This is a genomic window from Lacihabitans soyangensis (genome assembly GCF_024343775.1).
GTDB classification, from domain to species: Bacteria; Bacteroidota; Bacteroidia; order Cytophagales; family Spirosomataceae; genus Leadbetterella; species Leadbetterella soyangensis.
In genome coordinates this window covers 48,557-64,413 of sequence record NZ_RJUF01000174.1, presented here as the reverse complement: position 1 = coordinate 64,413, position 15,857 = coordinate 48,557, and the positions used below count along the sequence as shown (strand labels likewise).

The 15,857-nt window shown below is 35.5% G+C and carries 15 protein-coding genes; 11 read left to right on the top strand and 4 right to left on the bottom strand.

Annotated elements, in window-relative coordinates; translation table 11 throughout:
* Position 1: 1 nt before the first annotated feature.
* Entirely contained in the window at positions 2-901 is a 900-nt protein-coding gene (locus EGI31_RS16420; protein WP_255038239.1) for a glycosyltransferase family 2 protein, read from the bottom strand.
* Positions 902-1,174: 273 nt separating this feature from the next.
* Between EGI31_RS16420 and EGI31_RS16415 the strand changes: the two genes are divergently transcribed.
* From EGI31_RS16415 to EGI31_RS16405, 3 genes are read left to right on the top strand one after another with little or no spacing between them, the layout of a single operon-like run.
* Positions 1,175-2,359: an acyltransferase family protein gene (locus EGI31_RS16415; protein ID WP_255038238.1), complete on the top strand. Its 1,185-nt coding sequence runs from the start codon at positions 1,175-1,177 to the stop codon at positions 2,357-2,359.
* Positions 2,337-3,479: a glycosyltransferase family 4 protein gene (locus EGI31_RS16410; RefSeq protein WP_255038237.1), complete on the top strand. Its 1,143-nt coding sequence runs from the start codon at positions 2,337-2,339 to the stop codon at positions 3,477-3,479. Before EGI31_RS16415 ends, EGI31_RS16410 begins: the two co-directional genes overlap by 23 nt.
* Positions 3,480-3,481: 2 nt before the next feature.
* Positions 3,482-4,588 (top strand): glycosyltransferase, encoded by a 1,107-nt coding sequence (locus EGI31_RS16405; protein WP_255038236.1) that lies wholly within the window; start codon positions 3,482-3,484, stop codon positions 4,586-4,588.
* On the opposite strand, the gene EGI31_RS16400 is transcribed toward EGI31_RS16405, so the two are convergent.
* The gene (locus tag EGI31_RS16400) at positions 4,580-5,851 is read right to left on the bottom strand and encodes a hypothetical protein (protein WP_255038235.1); all 1,272 of its coding nucleotides are present in this window, start codon (positions 5,849-5,851) and stop codon (positions 4,580-4,582) included. The two genes, EGI31_RS16405 and EGI31_RS16400, sit on opposite strands and share 9 nt — an antisense overlap.
* 227 nt (positions 5,852-6,078) lie before the next feature.
* Here EGI31_RS16400 and EGI31_RS16395 point away from each other — a divergent pair, with 227 nt between their 5' ends.
* The 4 genes from EGI31_RS16395 to EGI31_RS16380 all read left to right on the top strand — a co-directional run bounded on the left by EGI31_RS16395 (position 6,079) and on the right by EGI31_RS16380 (position 8,574).
* Positions 6,079-7,149 carry an SGNH/GDSL hydrolase family protein gene (locus EGI31_RS16395; RefSeq protein WP_255038234.1) on the top strand — a complete coding sequence of 357 codons (1,071 nt, stop codon included), beginning with the start codon at positions 6,079-6,081 and terminating at the stop codon, positions 7,147-7,149.
* A gap of 108 nt (positions 7,150-7,257) precedes the next feature.
* On the top strand, positions 7,258-7,572 hold the full coding sequence (rplU, locus tag EGI31_RS16390) for a 50S ribosomal protein L21 (RefSeq protein ID WP_255038233.1): 315 nt from the start codon (positions 7,258-7,260) through the stop codon (positions 7,570-7,572).
* Positions 7,573-7,601: 29 nt separating this feature from the next.
* Positions 7,602-7,868, top strand: a complete 267-nt coding sequence (rpmA, locus tag EGI31_RS16385; protein ID WP_255038232.1) for a 50S ribosomal protein L27 — start codon at positions 7,602-7,604, stop codon at positions 7,866-7,868.
* 109 nt (positions 7,869-7,977) lie between these two features.
* Positions 7,978-8,574 (top strand): NifU family protein, encoded by a 597-nt coding sequence (locus EGI31_RS16380; RefSeq protein ID WP_255038231.1) that lies wholly within the window; start codon positions 7,978-7,980, stop codon positions 8,572-8,574.
* A gap of 3 nt (positions 8,575-8,577) precedes the next feature.
* On the opposite strand, the gene EGI31_RS16375 is transcribed toward EGI31_RS16380, so the two are convergent.
* Positions 8,578-10,056 (bottom strand): helix-turn-helix domain-containing protein, encoded by a 1,479-nt coding sequence (locus tag EGI31_RS16375; RefSeq protein WP_255038230.1) that lies wholly within the window; start codon positions 10,054-10,056, stop codon positions 8,578-8,580.
* Positions 10,057-10,094: 38 nt separating this feature from the next.
* Positions 10,095-10,541 carry a hypothetical protein gene (locus EGI31_RS16370; RefSeq protein WP_255038229.1) on the bottom strand — a complete coding sequence of 149 codons (447 nt, stop codon included), beginning with the start codon at positions 10,539-10,541 and terminating at the stop codon, positions 10,095-10,097.
* A 36-nt stretch (positions 10,542-10,577) separates the two neighbouring features.
* On the opposite strand from EGI31_RS16370, the gene EGI31_RS16365 reads away from it, so the two are divergent.
* From EGI31_RS16365 to EGI31_RS16350, 4 genes are read left to right on the top strand one after another with little or no spacing between them, the layout of a single operon-like run.
* Positions 10,578-12,242, top strand: coding sequence for a T9SS type A sorting domain-containing protein (locus tag EGI31_RS16365; protein WP_255038228.1), 1,665 nt, complete (start codon positions 10,578-10,580; stop codon positions 12,240-12,242).
* A complete protein-coding gene (locus EGI31_RS16360; protein WP_255038227.1) occupies positions 12,239-14,260 on the top strand; it encodes a thioredoxin domain-containing protein in 2,022 nt (673 codons plus the stop codon). The genes EGI31_RS16365 and EGI31_RS16360 overlap by 4 nt, the downstream gene beginning before the upstream one ends.
* Before the next feature lie 2 nt (positions 14,261-14,262).
* Complete coding sequence (gene pxpB, locus EGI31_RS16355; RefSeq protein ID WP_255038226.1) at positions 14,263-14,916, top strand: 5-oxoprolinase subunit PxpB; 654 nt, start codon at positions 14,263-14,265, stop codon at positions 14,914-14,916.
* 7 nt (positions 14,917-14,923) lie between these two features.
* Complete coding sequence (locus EGI31_RS16350) at positions 14,924-15,853, top strand: 5-oxoprolinase subunit C family protein (RefSeq protein ID WP_255038225.1); 930 nt, start codon at positions 14,924-14,926, stop codon at positions 15,851-15,853.
* Positions 15,854-15,857: the final 4 nt, after the last annotated feature.

The window sequence follows — 15,857 nt, the reverse complement described above, 5'->3', positions numbered from 1 at the left end:
GTTAAAGCTTAATTTTCCATTTCTCCGAAATATATTTCTCTATTTCCTCTGGTTTTTTATTCGTTGCCTTCTCTATTTCGTAAATATTGATGTCTACCAAAATTCTGTACCAAAAGGCCTGTAAAAAATGAAAAATCCAGCCTTTTAATCCGTCTAGAATACCTAACTGAAACACAAATCGACCAGTAAAGTACATTAAAGGTCTCAGGCCGTAAGGCAGTTTGTAATAAAAATTATCTTTTAGCTTTCTTTTTCTTTCGGCTTGTTTCGTGATATTTACCTCTTTCTCAGTGTTAACTCCTAAGTCATATTTGTTCGACAAAAAGTCAACCGCCTCTCGTCTGGCATAGTTGAGGTGCTTAACGGTCCACCAATTGATATCATTTAAGTTTTCATCCACCATATCGTTTTCAAAACACACAATTTCACCAGAGTTGACTACGATGTGCTCATCCATGAATCTCTCCTCGCTGTAGCCTTTGCCAGTTTTCCAGAGTCTTATCAACTTTATAGGGTAAAAACCTCCATTTTTGATCCATTTTCCTTTAAAATAGACTCGTCTTTTAAGTTCTATTCCGGAAATCTCTGGTTTTAGAGTGGGTATTTTTTCTATGATTTCGGCCTGAAGCTCTGGTAAAATATATTCATCCGCATCCATTCTCATGGTCCACATTGATGTAATGTCGCAGTTGTCTATGGCCCAGTTCATTTGTTTTGAATGATTGTTTTCCCATTTATTTTGGTAAACATCTACTCCAAGGTTTCGGCAGATTTCAAGTGTTCGGTCGTTGGAAAAGGAATCAACAATGCATATCCGGTCGCATATAGGTTGCAGAGATTTTATGCACCTTTCTATGTGTATTTCTTCATTATACGTGAGAATGACTGCCGTAATGCTCATTGGAAAGGTTTTAGAGGACTTTCTATGGTTTATAAATTTACTTAAAAATCAAAAATACAACCATTTTTTCAGAAATACACTTATCTACATCTAAATGAGGCCTTTTGTAGAGGGATAAATGATTTTATTTGTCAAATTTGCCAAAAGGCAAAATCAATAAGTTTTTCTATCTTTGCGAAACAAATTCTCGCAAAACGAGAGTTTATCTTAATTCCAGTTTTTGATTTAAAGGCAAATTTTGTCGAAAAAATCAAACCACTATAATAACCTTTGATGAATATTAAGTTTTTAGACGGTCTTCGGGGTATGGCGGCCATATACGTAATGATTGGCCACGCTCGATGGTTACTTTGGGAGGGCTACTCGGAAGGTTTTTTAAAACATACGCAGGCTTACTCGATATTCGAAAAAATTGAAATGTATTTTTTTACTTTATTTAAATACGGTCATGAAGCTGTCTTGTTATTTTTTGTTTTGTCGGGCTTCGTCATTCACAACGGTTTTGTGAGGAAATTCCAGAAGAACGGCGACCAAAAGATTAATTTTGGGCATTTTTATTTGAAAAGAGTGCGAAGAATATATCCACCATTTTTGTTTGCTTTGGTTTTAACTGCGGTTCTCGATTTTGTTGGACGTTCTTTAGGTTATACCATTTACTCAGCCCAAACGATCAATGCAGGTATCAATACGACAATAGGCAACAGTTCACACAGTTTATCTACTTATATTGGCAATGTATTTTTCCTTTTTCATCAGTATGTACCCGTTTTTGGAACTAACGGACCCACTTGGTCGCTAAAGTTGGAATCCTGGTTTTATTTACTCTATCCATTCTTTTTACTGTTTTCAAGGAAGAATATCGTTCTCTCTACAGTTTTGTTGATTGTTCTATTCTATTTTTCTAATTACAGCACTTGGTGGTCAGAACAACTCTCCATCGAAGTTTTTGGAGGCCTAATGTGCTGGTGGTTAGGTGTTTTGTTGGCAGAGGTATATGCAGAGCGAATAAAAGTTAGTTTGATGATTTTTATTGGCGTGGTGATCTTTGGGTTTATCCTACTAAATTTTATTTCAATAGATCAGAATTTCTATGATTTCAAAATTGCCCTTCTCTTTACTAGTGTAATAGCTATTTTACTGTTTTTAAATCAGAAGCAATTCAATTTAAGGTATATAGAGCGTTTCAAGTTTTTTGGTGATTTCTCCTATACCTTGTATATTACTCATTTTCCTATTTTGGTTTTCGTTTCTGGAATGATTTCAAAGTATAATCAAAATCAACTTCCACAGCATTCATTTTATATTTTGGTAGGAGCATTAATCACCATTGTATTTGCCTATTTTAGTCATTTTTTGGTAGAAGTGCCGTTTTTGAAGTCTCAAAATTCCAACAAACAAAAGCAAACATTATCAGAAGAAACTACTTTTGTAAAGTATGAAGATATTAATAATTCATAATATTCTCTGGACACATTATAAATCGGTTTTGTTTGAAGCTATTGAGCAAAACAAGGCTAGAGATATGGAAATATGCGTTTTGCAAATAGCAAAGAATGATATTTCTCGGAAAAACATGGCCAGTTCAGAGGTGAATTATGCTTACAATTATCACTTACTTTTTGATGATTTCATCGAGAATATTCCTTCTGTGAAGAAAGTTTTGGCCGTTTTGAGGTTTATTAAGAACTATAATCCTGATGTGGTAAACGTAACGGGTTGGGCAGGTGATTTGTCTCTAACTTTGTCAATAATTTTTTCATTTTTTTTAGGAAAAAAAATCATAATCTCCAATGAATCTACCTCATTCGATCATCAAAGGTCTTTTATCAAGGAGTTAGTGAAAAAGACGCTTGTAAAAATGGCCGATGGTTTCATCGTTTTTGGGAAGACCTCAAAGGAGTATTTGTTGAATCTCGGAGCGAATGAAAGTCAGTTTATTGAGGAGAAAGGTGCTGTAGTAGATGACAAAAAAATTCGAGAAATTTATGAAACGGCCCGAATAGAAAAGTTTCTGGCAGGAGAGGTTAAAACATCTCATAATTTTATTTTTGTCGGTAGAATTATCGGGGTAAAGAATATTCCAATACTCATAAGAGCTTTTCAAGAAATAAAACAATCTATAGCCGAGGCTAAAGATTGGGGTTTGATTATATTGGGTAATGGTACTTTGGATGAACAAATAAAACTGGAGATATCAAAAGGAGATCAAGATATTTACAAATTCGATGCGGTGCATTGGCAAACAGTTCCGAAGTATTTCAGCAAATCTGATTGTTTGGTGCTTCCTAGTAAGTCTGAACCATGGGGTTTAGTGGTCAACGAAGCCATGATTTGTGGCCTAGGGGTAATTGTTTCAAATGCCTGTGGATGTAAAGATGATTTGGTCGCAGGCAATGGCTTTGTATTTGAGGCTAACAACCAAAATGAACTGAAAGAATGCATGATAAATTTCGTTATAAATGTAGATAGGAGGGAATCTATGAAGAAAAACTCCCTAGAAATTATTGAGCAGTTCAAGGTCGAGTTGGTGGCAAAACGAATTATTAGTGGCTTTCAAAAAATATATCAACAAGCGTAATTATGCATTTTGTACACATATTGTCATACACTTGGGAAAACGGAGGTGCCTCAAAAGTGGTTTATGATTTGGCAAAATTTCAAGTTGAGAATGGGGACAAAGCCACCGTTATAACCATGGATATGCCTGGTCATAAACGCTATAAGGATATTGAGGGAGTGCAATTTATAAGTGTTCAACCCCATTTGTTGACGAGATTTTTTCCACTTTTTTCAGTTGAGCTCTGGAAAATTCTCAAAGAGAATAAACAGGGTTTTGATGTAATTCACCTTCATGGCCTTTGGAATTTTACCCTTTTGGCGGCTCACTTACTCGGACTACATCAAAAAAGCATAGTTACTGTTCACGGTTGTGCTCATCCTTATACATTTATGGGGAATCGACTCAAAAGAGCCCTTTTTACCTTCAGTTTTCAAAAGAACTTCCTCAAAAAAGTTAAAATGATTCATGTTCTTCATCATGGTGAATTAAACGAAGTGGAAGACTACATGGGAGCTAAATCCCTTAACATTCGGATTATTCCGAACGGAATCGATATTCCCGAAATTCCAAACAATAGACCCGATGAAGGTAAAAGAGTGTTGTTCTTAAGTCGGTTGCATCAAAAAAAAGGTTTAGATTTACTTTTACCTGCATTTAAAAAAGTTTTGCTTCAAGTTCCTGATGCTGAACTGATTATTGCTGGCCCTGACTTTGGTATGTTAGATTTTGTTCAGGATTTTATACTGAAAAATAAGCTTGAGAATTCAATAAAATATATCGGTACTGTTAACGGACAAGCCAAAACCGATCTTTTACTTTCATCGAAGGTATTCGCATTGCCTTCGTACTCAGAAGGTTTTTCTATTGCTGTTTTGGAGGCATTGGTTTATCAAATTCCAGTAGTGGTTTCTACCGAGACAGGACTTTCTAATGAAATAAAAGAATCTGAGGCCGGAATTGTAATTGAATTTAACGATGATTCTATTTCATATGCCATCATCGACCTATTGAAAAATGCCGAGAAGGCGAAAGAAATCGCTCAAAATGGCAGAAAACTTGTATTAGAACGCTTTGAAACCAACAAAGTTTGTAGTTTATTCGACCAAGAGGTTAAGAAATTATTTTGAACCACTTAGGTTTGTTTTTTTCTCTAAAATCGCAATCAAAGTTAAAATAGTTGGTATGATGACAGGCAACAAATGGCGTTCAAATCCGAATGCAATGGTGTATGGAATAAAGTAAAGACCAATCAGACTGATATACTTTAGGCTTAAGGAAGCGTATTTCTTTCTTTTTTTGCCAAAAAGTTTTAGAAATAAATTAATCAAACAAAACCACTGCAATGTTCTGAAAATCAGCATGTAAGCCATGCCGAGAATTTTTATTGGTGAATAATGGCTGTCTTCATTTTGTGGAAATATCCCGTTCGGCCTTATATCAAACCAAATTGTCAAAATTTTTGTAGGTAGAAATGCTATGATTTTGTCCAGATTTCCCTCATAATATTTAACCGTTTTTTCCTTAAAAAACTCATTAAATTCCCATTCCGTCTTCACGCTTTCTGGTATTTTGTAGTAGTCAAAATAGTCTAAAATATCCAAAGAGTATTTGGGGTAAAAATTAGCTGTAAGTTCGTTGTTTCCTTTATAAATATTAAACCACTCCAAAGAATATTTCAAAGTGAATCTTCCGGAGTTCTTTAAATTAAAGCTTGCAAGTGAATATGTCGAAATGCCTAATAATAAAATACTTACAAAAATTAGCTTGGCCTTTTTTATATCGGTAAGAAGTATAATGGTGGATAAAATAGGTATAATATAAAGAAATGTATTTTTCGAGAAAAACAGAAGAGATGGTAAGACTACGAAATAAACCTTCTGCCATTTTGTAAATGGTTTATCATTAATCACCAAAAACCAATAGTAGGCCAGTATCGGAATGATATAAGATTCTTCTAAATCGATTTGTAATCCATGAAGAAAAATCTGAGGGAAACTCAAAAGAAAAACCGCCAAAATTATTTTGTGCAGTGGCCTGATGTTTCGTTTGTTAATACCTTCATGTAAAACAGGAATCCAGAAAAGGGAGAGAACCAGGTTTTTAAGAAGTGTGACAAACAATATTTTCTCCGTACCAAATATCTTGCTCAAATATGCTATAAAATAAGGAATAGCAGGAAGGCGATGAGCCCTGAATTCAATCGAAATATTGTCGGCATATCGGCCTTCAAATTTGTTGTGTTTGATAATGTTTTCTACAACGTCGCCAAAGTTAAAACTAATCTCAAAAATGGAGTGATTCCAGTCCTTTAAGTAAACGCAATGTATAAAAATTGTCCCCAAGCAAATATAGAGTAGGGTAAATACCACAAGTTTGGTTTTCGAAATCATAAAGAATATTTGAAGCCCGTTGCTTTCTCAAAAAATAAAAATCCCCTCAAAATTACTACATATTTCTGTTTTGACTTAGTTTTTTTGAATGTCGTCCGTTCAAATTATCGGTTTTTAGAAATAACGGACTCCATTTGCTATCTTTGTGAAGGTTTTCTAAGGTTTTAAATTTTCGGAAACTTTACTTTGCTTAGTTAATATTCTACTGGTTTTCAAACAGAATCTCAATGCTTAAAAATATTTTCTCTAAATTAACCTACTTACTTTATGTTTTGATAATTGTAGGTATTGGTTTAGAGATATTCCTTCGTTTTTTCTCGCCAGTGCCTGTAAGACTTAAAGGCAACAACATCGTTTTACCCAAAAATCAACAATATAATCTGCCAAACGAAAAATTCACCAAGATTTCAAAAAATGCGGTTCATACTAAAAATTCTATAGGTTTTAGAGGCGAGGAGTGGGATTTAAGTTCTAAAAGGACCAAAATGCTTTTTGTTGGTGGCAGTACAACTGAATGTTTCTACATAGATGATAAAAAACATTGGCCCTATTTGCTTTCACAGAAACTGGGACCCAATTTTTTGGTCAATAATGCCGGACTAAACGGACATTCTACTGTTGGTCATATTTCATTGTTAAATGGCTACCTAGCTCAGTTGAAACCCGATTATGCCTTTTTTTTGATTGGAATTAACGATTTGGCCACTACTGACAACGGCGGAAATAGTTTTGACAGTAAGTTAGTTGAAAAAAACATGGAGTACTTCGTACTTCAAATTGAAGAATATTCTAGACTTGTTAATTTACTGCATTCATTTTACAGAAGTTATCAGGCCTTTAAATTAGGGGTTAAGGACAATGCTGAGTGGCATTTAGAGTCTCAAAAGGAGTTGAAATCTCTGCCTCAAAATGAGATGGATGAGATTCTCAAGAAGCATAAAAATGCCCAGGAGGGCTACAAAAAAAGGATTCTGGAAATCATAAATATTTGCAAATCCAATAATGTAAAGCCAGTTTTTTTGACGCAACCTCTACTTTTTGGTGAAGGTATCGACCCAACCACCGGGTTAGATTTGGCGAAATATCAGGTTTATATTTTTAGTGGGCTGCAGTATAGTCAAAAGCTCGAGCCTTATAACCAAACGCTTCGTCAGGTATGCACCGAGTCACAAATACAGATGATTGATTTGGCAAAACTTTTGCCTAAGGACAGTAAATACTTTTTTGACGATATGCATTTTTCGGATGCTGGATGCGAGAAGATAAGCGAAATCATTTTTGAAAATTGGGAAAAGTAAGTTTTTTGCAGTGAAATGAGGGTTTTATTTGCGTTTCAGTTTGTTTATTAGAAATAAAATCTTAATTTTGCACTCCAATTTTTTTATTATCATTTAAATTTAGCTAAGATGTACGCAATCGTAGAGATAGCAGGCCAGCAGTTTAAAGTTGAAAAGGGTCGTTTCATTTATACCCACCGTTTGGCGGGAGAAACGAACGCTGAGCTTGTTTTTGACAAGGTGCTCCTTGTTGATAATGGCGGTGCAGTTTCAGTAGGAGCTCCAACCGTGGCAGGTGCAACCGTAAAATGCACAATCATTGAACACTTGAAAGGTGAGAAAGTCATCGTTTTCAAGAAAAAAAGACGTAAAGGTTATCAGAAGCAAAATGGACACCGTCAGTCGTTGACAAAGATTCAGATTGACGAAATAATTGCAGCTTAATTAATTAATATTTAAAACATTAAAAGACGATGGCACATAAGAAAGGAGTCGGTAGTTCTAGAAACGGTCGTGAATCAGAAAGCAAGCGTTTAGGCGTGAAATTGTATGGTGGTCAGTCAGCTATTGCTGGTAACATCATCGTTCGTCAGCGTGGAACAAAGCACAACCCAGGTCAAAATGTTGGCTTAGGTCGTGATCATACTTTGTTTGCTTTGACAGATGGCTTAGTGACTTTCAAGAAAGGTCGCGACGGCAAATCTTTCGTTCACGTGCTTCCAGCACCAGTGGAAGCTTAATTTCCGAAAAGAAATTCATTAAAAAGAGGCTCAGCCTCTTTTTTTATGCCTAAAAATCAAACTTAATCTATCAAACTGGTGTTTTAAAGGTTAGTAAAAAAGAATAAACATGTTGAAGAGAAATACGATGATTTACACTGAATTGAGTCCCAATCCTAACTCAATGAAGTTTGTGCTAAATTTTGAAATTGTACCCGAAGGTTTGTCTTTTGACTATCCAGACATGGCCTCTACCTTGGATGAAGCAAAGGCATCTCCTTTGGCCTCTGATATTTTCCAATTTCATTTTGTGCAAAGAGTATTTTTATCTTCCAACTTTATAACCATCACCAAAGACTCAGATATTGAATGGGAAGAGTGTCTTTTCGACCTCAAAAAATTCTTAAAGATATTTTTTGATGAAAACAACTCTGTTTTTGCCCAAAAAACAATTGATTCAAACACTTTGATCGTTGATGCCAATGATTCTACAATCGTTGCCAAAATAAAAGCTACACTTGATCAGTACGTTCGCCCGGCAGTTGAATCTGACGGTGGGGCAATCAATTTTTCATCGTTTGACGAGGAATCTGGCCTTGTCAAGGTTTATTTGCAAGGGTCATGCAGTGGTTGTCCTTCTGCCACTATTACCTTAAAATCAGGCATTGAGCGTTTGCTAACTTCTATGGTTCCTGAGGTCAAACTTGTCGAAGCTGAAGAAATCTAAGATTTAGTTGAGGTTGGCAATTGCTTCTTTCATCAGCTTGATTTGTCTTTTCTTCTGAAGAATGGTTGGTGCGGCAACACGTTCTTTACAGTCGAAAATTGAGCATTTCTCGCACGTTTGATTAACCTTTTGGTGTTTTACTTTGCTGTCGTTGAGGAATGCAATTTTTTGACTTACTTCTGGAGAAATTTCAAAACCAATGCTTACACTTACGTTGGTGCTTTCTAGAATATTTAGGGGTCTTGCGATTGAAATTACAAAGTATTGATTACCAGCATCTTCGTAGTCAGATACTTGAGCCTGTACAATTAAATCCTCCTTTTTGTTTTTTTGCAAAGACGATAAATCATCCAGTATTTTTAAAGATACCCAGCGTCGACAGTAATTTTCGTTTTTGCTCTCCTGAGGGTCATGTAGTTTCGAAAGATGAAGCTCTTTTGTTAAAAAGTAGTCTTTTGAGCCTACTGGAGCCTCGAATCTGAGGAAAAATAACTTGTCAATATCAAAACAATCAGGCAGAATGCTGAAAATTCTGTGTAGTAGAGTCTCTGGCGTCGTTTGAAATTTCTGGATTATCTCGATTAGTTTTTTCTCTGAGAATTTTTCTTGAGAAAAAAGTTGTTTTAAACTTTGAACCAGTGGATCTTTCTTAATCAAAATGGCCCCAGCGAAATAAGAAGCTTGAAAATTATTGAAGACCTCCTCAAAAGAATTTACTTGAATCCAAGATGAGGTCATTGGTCTCATCTTTAGATTCATGTGAATAAAGCCCAACTCTCTAGCAAGGGTAAATGCCCTTTGATCAGAAGATATTCTTTTATTTATAAGGAGTTTTTTTGATTTTGGAACAAAAACAGATCTTATTGAACCCAAAATCGGGTAATCTTTCTCGTCAAAGAATTCAATGATTATTCCGTATTTGTCTGATAGTAAGTTGGATAAGTAGAATTCGTCAACAACAGTATCCTCTGCAATTTTATTATTTTTCAAGAAATCCTCAGCTATTTGCTCAAGTTCTGGAAAGTAATTGTTATGCATTTCTTGGTAGGAGCGGAGTACTGCGAAATAGAACTGCTCTACACTCATACTATAGCTTTTACCAATTTTTATGATGGTATTTATAAAAGCACTCAGCTTAGTAGGTGCGTCAGAGAGCATTTCTAATAGGTTGGCAGGGTCAATTCCAAAAAAATCAAACGGTATTTCGGTTAGGAAATTTGACTTTAGTAAGTTGGAGATTGGCTGTAGCTTTTTGTTCAACTTTAGCGAAACCAAACTATCATATTCTATTCCCAGTGCCTCTGCTAATGCCGATATTTTGTCTGTTTTGGGGTATTTTTTGCCTTTTTCTATTTCGTTGATATACGACATCGACAGACCCGACATGTTCGACAGGTCCTGCAAAGAAAATCCCTTTTCTTGGCGTAATTGTTTAAGTTTTAGGCCAAATATCAGTTTAATATGATCAGTATTGAGGCTCATTATGATTTTCGGGCTAACGTTTTTTATCGGATAAGAACTCAGTTTTTTGACTCTGTAAATTCCATGTTTATTTCAGAGCCCACCCCAGAAAGGAAGTTTCCGGTACTCGCTTGTAAAGTTAATTTACCTTTAGAGAGCGTAACTATCTTAAATTGGCCTTTGAAACTGGTGATGTTTATGTCTAATACTGTTTCTCCTGATATTAAATCCCAGGTGCCTCTATTGAGTATGGTTTTTGTGATTTTATCAACGGCTCTGGTCTCTTTATCGGCTCTGAATTCAAACTGTAGACCATACAATGCCACGGCAGAAATGTTCAGTTCAGAATTGCTTAATGTTTTGCCACTTGTGTTAATGTATCTACTTAATTGCCAGCTATTTAAAGATAGTAATTCCGATTGACTTAGGTTGGTGGGTTCTACTTTGTCTTCCTTACAAGCTAAAGAAATGAAAACAACAATTGCGATTATTAAAACTTTTTTCATTTTTTTTGAATTAATTTTGTAATAAAACGAATTAGAATGCCTACAAATTTAGGAAAGAAATATTTAGGATATATTAATAGGCAATTTTATATATTTATTTTTAGTCTTTTTTCAATTTCCGCCTTTTCTCAGGCCTGCCCACAAACACTGGATTTCGACTTTAAACCCTCTCAACCGGGCAATGGAATCAATTGGTTGCAGTTTCCAGAGTTTGATTTGCCGTTTAAAATAGTCTATGGCGGTCCCTCGAGATTTGTAAGTACTGAGCTCATGTTTAAGCGAGGCTTTACCCATCTTTCCAATCCAAATTTGATTCACCTCATTCCCGAGAAAAATAGGGCGTTTATACAATATAGCGTTGCATATTCCAATCCTGGTCAACCTTGGATGACACACAAATCACCTTTTAACAACGATTTTAGCGTATATCAGAGATATTGGGACACAGAAATCACAAGAATAATCGGAGAAACGAATGGTAAAGATAGAATCGCGGCAGATATTTATGTTTTTGATGTGGAAACACAGCTAAAGTCGGACGACTCAATTTTGGTTTTGAAGAATTCAAGCGTGGTTCCCCAACAAATTAGGAATTTATCCAATCAACAGTTTATTGAACAATACAAACGTGGAATTCAGGATTTGTACGGGAAAGCCATGCAGTATATGCTGGATAAGGGGAAAATTACCGCTCAAAATATTAGTTCCTATTCTGATGCCCCCATTCTCAATACATTCATAAATATTCAGGGAAGGTCTTGGGATGCTTGGAAAACAGATAAATCTGCGGTAAACTATGTATGTTACGATTTTGATAAGAACCAGGTGGGTGGTTTAGCTTACAACACCCAGACTTTCATGACTCCCTCAGCATATTTTTATTACGACTATCCACATCCTTTTGCGGGTGAGTATTTGTCGTATTTATTGTTTCAAATTGAAGCCAATAGGGCCTGGACCTCCAAAGATCAAATGGTTTTTGTATGGGGAAAATACAGTTTCAACAAAGAATTTGTGCTAAAAAATATAAAACCATGGATGGCAGAATCCATGGCTATTTTTCCGTTTTTTGCCGGTGCCAAAGGCTTATGGTTGTGGGAGGATCCAACCATAACTGAAAATGATATGTCAAATTATGAGTACTTTACGAAGGGTTTGTATAGACTGTCGAAGTTTAAAAACATGTTTGAAGGTGATTATAAACTCATAGAGACAATATCTGCAAGAGAATACAACGAAACCAAGAAACCGATTTGGAGAGGGGTTTTTAAAGATAATAAATTGTTGGTGGTGGCCCATAATCCGAACGCCAAATCTGAAACTGAAGAGGTGAAAGTATTGGTTAATTATGGGAATTTTAACAAAGAAATTACGCTTAAAGGTTTTGAAGTTTTTCTTTGTCAATTTGATCTTTCGCTTCCGACCGGTACAGAGCCAAATATAAACTTTACAGACTTAAGTTGCTTTCCGAACCCAACATCTGATCAAATAAGAATACAATTGGGGTTAAAATCGGCTACAAAGTTTAGATTGAAAATTACGGATATCCTTGGTAAATCACTTTACAATGAAGAAGTTGAGTCCAAAGAACAGGTTTTTGATAAATTAATAAATGTTTCAGATTTTAATACCTCTGAAATCATCGTGAGTATTCAAGATGACAACTCCGTAATTTCGAAGAAAATAATTATAGCTCAATGAACCATTTAGCAAAGGAAACGAGTCCATACCTTCTCCAGCATAAAAACAATCCGGTTGATTGGCATCCTTGGGGCCAAGAAGCCTTACAAAAGGCTTTGGATGAAGATAAAGTAATAATTCTTAGCATCGGTTACTCGGCTTGTCATTGGTGCCATGTTATGGAGCATGAATCATTTGAAAATGATGAAGTAGCTAAAGTTATGAATACCTTTTTTGTAAATATAAAAGTCGATAGAGAGGAAAGACCTGATATCGACGGTATTTATATGGAAGCCCTTCAGAATATGGGGCTTAGAGGTGGTTGGCCGCTGAATGTATTTTTAATGCCAAATACAAAGCCTTTCTATGGAGGTACCTATTTTCCGAAAAAAAACTGGATAAATCTCCTATACGGTATTCAAGAGTCTTTCAAAGAAAAACGAGAGGCCTTAGAAGAATCAGCAGAAGGTTTTGCTCAAAGTTTGAATAACAAAGACTCAGAAAAATATTTGTTTGGAAATGACCAAACCGCTTTTCGTTACGATTCTGAAGAACTGAATCATATAGAACAAAAACTATCGAAAGACTTTGATAGAGAGTTAGGTGGAATGAACCGAGCCCCGAAGTTTCCGATGCCCAGTGTTTGGAATTTAGTCTTGAATTTGTCTTATCAATTGAATAATGCTGAAACAATAGTTCAACTACAAAACACATTGGATAGGATTGCTTTGGGAGGGATTTATGACCATTTGGCCGGAGGTTGGACCAGATACTCCACGGACGAAAGGTGGAAAATTCCACACTTCGAAAAAATGCTTTATGACAATGGCCAATTATTAAGTTTATATACCAAAACTTTTCTTTTTTTTAGTTCGAAAAAAGCTTTTACCGAAAGTTTTGAACTCTATAAATGGGCGGTAGAATTGAGTATTAACTGGCTAAAAACCGAAATGACTTCAGAGTTGGGAGGTTTTTATGCAGCCCTTGATGCTGATTCTGAGGGCGAAGAAGGCAAATATTATGTTTGGACAAGTGAAGAAATTACGGAGGTATTGAGCAGAGACTCTGAGGAATTTCAGCAGAGCTATGAATTCTCACAAGAAGGTAATTGGGAACATGGCAACAACGTTTTGCATTTGGAAGCCTTACCTAAGAACTGGGAGTTTTTATTAGCTTGTCATAAAAAATTAGAGAATTATAGAAAGGCAAGAATTAGACCTGGCTTGGACAATAAAATAATTTGTGGTTGGAATGGATTGATGCTTACTGGTCTTATTGAAGCCTATAAAACATTTGGAGTAGGTCTGGATTTAATAGAGAACAATATCCGATTTATTGAAAGGTATCTGATTTCAGAATTCAGGAATGTGGACGGAGCTCAGGCTTTTGGGCTTTGGCATCAATACGATGTAAAGAAAATACCAGCGTTTCTAGATGATTATGCAGCCATAATTGAAGCTTTTATTCAATATTATCAAGTCAGTTTTGAAGAAAAGTGGCTTTTTAAGGCCGACAGCCTTTTGAAGTATACCTTGGCAAATTTTTTCGATCCAGAGGAATTATTGTTTTATTTCACGGATATTGAAGGAGAAAAATTAATTGCTCGAAAAAAGGAAATCTTTGATAATGTGATTCCAGCCTCCAACTCTATGATGATTAAAAATCTCTATTTTTTAGGCCGGTTTCTAAATAATTCAGCATATTCTGAGCTAGCAAAAAGTATTTTTTCAAAAATAAAGCCTTTGTCTCTTAAAGATCCGCAATGGTTAAGTAACTGGACGGATGTCGGTTTGTTAATGTCGACAAGTCCAGTCGAAATTACGGTTTTTGGTCAAGGCCATCGAGAAATAGTATCAGAAATTCAAATGAGCTATTTTAATCCTAACGTTATTTATTTTGGAGCGGACAAACCGTCAATTCTTCCAGAATTTGAAGGAAGGATGGGCAATCCGAAAGAGATTAATATTTATGTCTGTGTTGACAAATCTTGTCATTTGCCAGTGAAAACAGCCCAAGAGGCTCTAAAATTACTGAAATAACGATGCAAAATATCTTCACACTATCTATTTTATCAGAAAAAGCTATTAGCGTTTTTTTGAATAAAGAAATAGGTTTGGAGTCGCATCATGAAGTTCTGTGTTTGAAAAATGCATTAGAAACTCAAAATTGGCCATGGTTACTCGAAATCGTACCTTCTTATAATTCCCTTAGCATCTTTGTTGACGTCAGTTTTTACTTTTCGCAGAATTCTTTAGTGACTTTTTTTGATGATTGGTTATCGAAATATTCCTTCACTGAAAATCCTACAAACATTGGAAATGAATTGGCCAAAGAGATTCCCGTGAAATATGCAGGTGTAGATTTGTCGTTTGTTTCCAATTATTGTCAATTGTCTATTGATGAGGTAATTAATGTGCATTCTAGCTCGATTTATACGGTTGCTATGGTTGGTTTTTTACCAGGTTTTCCTTATTTGTTGGGAATGGACGAGCGGCTATTTGTGCCAAGAAGGAGTTCTCCTCGATTAAAAGTGGCCAAAGGAAGCGTGGGTATCGGTGGTTTTCAAACAGGTATTTATCCATCAGAGAGCCCGGGCGGCTGGCAAATAATCGGAACAACGGACTTGGAATTGTTCGATTTAGAACATTTAAGCTATCTAACTATTGGTGATAAAGTAAAACTTAAACCTATTTGAAGAAAAAATGAAAATTCTAAAGAAGGGTATTTTAAGTTCATTTCAAGACCAAGGAAGGATAGGTTATCAATCCATGGGAGTGAATATTGGTGGGGTAATGGACAGTTTAAGTTTTAGATTGTTAAACTTTATATTAGGTAATAATGAAAACGAGGCCGCAATAGAAATTCATTTTCCCGGGCCACAAATTGAATTTGAGGAATCCTGTTATTTTGCCATAACGGGTGCAGAATTCAACGCTAGCTTGAATTCGAGTTTGATTCGAAATAATAAAATGTACGGGGTTCAGCCCGGGGACATAATAGTTTTTAGGAATAAAATTAAGGGTGAAAGATTATATTTCGGAGTAAAAGGTGGTTTTGAAAGTTTAGATTGGCTGAATTCAAAATCAACTAATTCTCAGCTGAATTATCCTACTTTTTCGGGAAAAATAAAGCTGAAAAGTAAAGTCCAGTCGACTATCACTCAAACTAATTATGGAGTAGATTTTGCTCCTGATTACACAGAAAAACGAATCAAGTTCGTGCCAAGTTTTGAGTTTGATCAGTTGACTGAGGATTCGGTCCATCATTTGCTAAACTCCGAGTTTCTTATTTCAAAAGATTCAAACAGAATGGGTTATAGACTAAGTGGCGAGCCATTGCATCTGAATCAAAATAAGGAATTGGTATCAGCCTCAGTCACCAAAGGTACCATTCAGCTGCTTCCTGATGGACAATTGATCATATTGATGGCTGATGCACAAGTGAGTGGCGGATATCCTAAATTAGGCTTTGTTATAGAAAATGATATTTCTAAATTATCACAGCTAGGTTCACAGACTAAAATTGAATTTGAGAGGATTAGCTATGAAAATGCCGTTGAAATCATGCTTCAAACCAAAAAAACTATTGACTTAATCCAAAAATCTCTAAAGCTTCGTGAAAAGGAAAATTGATATA